The following is a 2,945-nucleotide window of genomic DNA, read 5'->3' as shown; positions in this document are numbered from 1 at the left end:
ACTGCTGCAACGGGGACTCTTAAAATAACTTTAAAACATCAACCAAGCAAATCTGCTACTGGTGTTTCAACAGGTGATATCACAAATGCAGCTGGAACTACAGATATTGTTGCAACATTTAATGTTGTTGTTCAATAATCTATTCCAAATTCTTTAAAAAAAGAGGTTGTCTCTCAACAAAATGAGACACCTCTTTTGAATTATTTTTTATAAAACTTAAATAATAATGAACGAAAGAAAAAACATAGACAATCTTTTTCAAGAAAAACTTAAAAACTTTGAAACAATTCCTCCTCAAGAAGTTTGGGACAACATCAAAATTGAGTTAGAGAAAAAGAAAAAAAGAAGAGCTTTCCCTTTTTGGTGGAAACTTTCAGGTATTGCTGCCTCATTAATTTTAGGCTTATGGATTTCTAATGCTCTATTATTTGATAACTCAACCAATAAAATAATTCTACAAGAAGAAAATGAACTTACTAAAAATTCAAAAAACAAAAACTTACCTTCTGAAAACCAATTTAAAAATAACAAAATAGTAGTAGCTGATTCTTTAAGCAATAAAAGAAATACAATAAACAAACTAGTTCTACCTATAAATTTTAAAAAACGGAATGCAGAAGCTCTTACCTCATTAAATAAAAAGGAAAAAAACAACAATAAATCATTATCTCCAAATTTATTTCAAAATTCAATAAAAACAATCATTTCTAATAAAATAAATGCTACAACTTATCTTCTGACTTCAGAAAATAAAGTGGATGACGATACTATTGTTTTAGTTAAATATTCAAACGAAATAAATAAGCTAAATAATCAAACCGACATCAATAGATTGGTGCTTTCAGATGAAAAAAATATAGAAATGAACAGTAATCAATCCAATTTCTTATTGAAAGGAAATATAAACTCAAAGGAAAACACAAATACGCAACCAAACGAATTAGAGAAATTACTGAAAGAAAAAGAAAAAAAATCAGTCAAGCAAAAAAAACAAAATCGCTGGCGAATAAACTCCACTGTTGCTCCAGTGTATTACAGTTCTTTGGTAGATGGATCTTCTTTGGACTCTAAATTTGAAACTAATAAAAAAGAGTACAACACAAGCCGAAGTTTTGGAGTAGGTATAAATTATGCATTAAACAAAAAAATAAAATTAAGAACAGGATTAAATTCTCTTTCTGTAAATTACAATACGAATGACGTGCCACTTAATCCTACTGTTGGAAATGGAGCTAGCCTGACTATTCAAGGATCTCCTATTGATATTGGATTTGCAGGTATCAATCAAAATAATTCAATTCCTAAAGTAATTGTAAACCAGCAAATGGGATACTTTGAAATGCCACTTGAAATTTCATATAACGTTTTAAACAAAAAAATCGGAATTGAACTAATTGGTGGAATGAGTACGCTGTTTTTAAATCAAAATGCTATATCAACTTCCTTGATGCAAGAAAAAGTCACACTTGGAAAAGCTAATAATTTAAACAATGTTCACTTTAGTGGAAATATAGGTTTGGGGCTTAAATATGAAATTTTAAAACAACTTGATTTTAAAGTAGAACCCGTTTTTAAATATCAAATTAATACTTATAATTCTCTTAATTCAAATTCTAAACCCTACATCTTTGGTGTTTATTCTGGAATCGGTTTCAGTTTTTAGTCTGATAAACTCATTGAAATTCAACATCAGATATAACCAGCCGCCTGAAATTATTAAAAACGTCAATTTGAAGCCTCATTTTTATTCTAAAAAAGCAATATAAAATGAGGTATATGAATTGAAAACGTCAATGATAATTTTTTTTTTTGCAATCCCGATAGCAATCTGAAGGAATAAGAAGTACATATAGAAACCTCCTGACTCAACGGTGTTAATCGTTTTTAATAAAAACTATAATATGAAAAAAGCAACATTATAAACTCAATTATACATATTAATAATAATCCAAACTTATTTCTTATCTAAAGTTAAGAATATTTAGTCAGGTAAATCAACATATTTACCTAAATAAAGAGTGCTAACCTATAAGGGAGTCCTTTTCATAGCTCACTATTATTGATTTTTGCCAATAATTAATCGAAATAAAAAAATGAAAATTAAAATTTTAGTTTTTGCATTATGTATTGTTCAATCCACAATGGCTCAAGATTCAATTCAAAAGAAACGTTCTGTACACCTTTCTTTTATTCATCCTATTAACAATGATGGCAAGGAAAGCAAACATAATTCATATAGTTTTTCTTTTAATATATTAACGGGAAAAACAGGAAGTATAGACGGAGTTGAAATAGGAGGCTTATACAATCAAAACACTCAAGATGTTTCTGGTGTTCAAATATCCGGTTTGATTAACCACACAAAAAATAATGTAAATGCATTTCAAATTGCAGGAATATCCAATATTTCTGGTATAACAAAAGGAATTCAATATGCTGGAATTAGTAATATCACAGATAATTTTAAAGGAATGCAAACCTCTGGAATACTAAATATTGCTAAAGACTTTAGCGGTATCCAAATAAGTGGACTTTTCAACAAAGTAAAAAATCTAAATGGATTGCAGTTAAGTCTTATCAATGTTGTTGACTCAATTGAAAAAGGAGGTGCAATTGGAATAATAAATATTATCAAAAAAGGAGGCTATCAGGAGTTTGAGATTTCGGCATCCGATTATCAAAACATAGGGATAAGCTATAAATCAGGGGGAAAACACATCTATTCAATAATTACTGCTGGTTATAATTTTACTCCAAAAGAATTAATGATTTATGGCTTGGGAATAGGAACTATAATGGATATTACTCCAAAATGGAAATTCAGACCTGAATTGGTATGGAGCACTTATTCAGATAAATCATTCAAAAACCAACCTAATACGAATGCAACTCATTTTAAATTTGGATTAATGAGAAAACTAAGCAATAAAATGGCAATTTCTTTT

1 protein-coding gene and 1 pseudogene are annotated in these 2,945 nt (G+C 28.6%); both read left to right on the top strand.

All coding sequences use genetic code 11. The annotated features are described in order from the left end of the window. Nucleotides 1-226: 226 nt before the first annotated feature. Entirely contained in the window at nucleotides 227-1,663 is a 1,437-nt protein-coding gene (locus tag PHC28_RS17740) for a hypothetical protein (protein ID WP_300103654.1), read from the top strand. 430 nt (nucleotides 1,664-2,093) lie between these two features. Beyond that, a pseudogene (locus PHC28_RS17735) lies at nucleotides 2,094-2,945 on the top strand (hypothetical protein); the annotation flags it as partial.

Source organism: Flavobacterium sp. (assembly GCF_028712645.1).
Taxonomy (GTDB): Bacteria; Bacteroidota; Bacteroidia; order Flavobacteriales; family Flavobacteriaceae; genus Flavobacterium.
The sequence above is the reverse complement of the archived record's forward strand: the minus strand, read 5'-3'. Positions and strand labels throughout refer to the sequence as shown.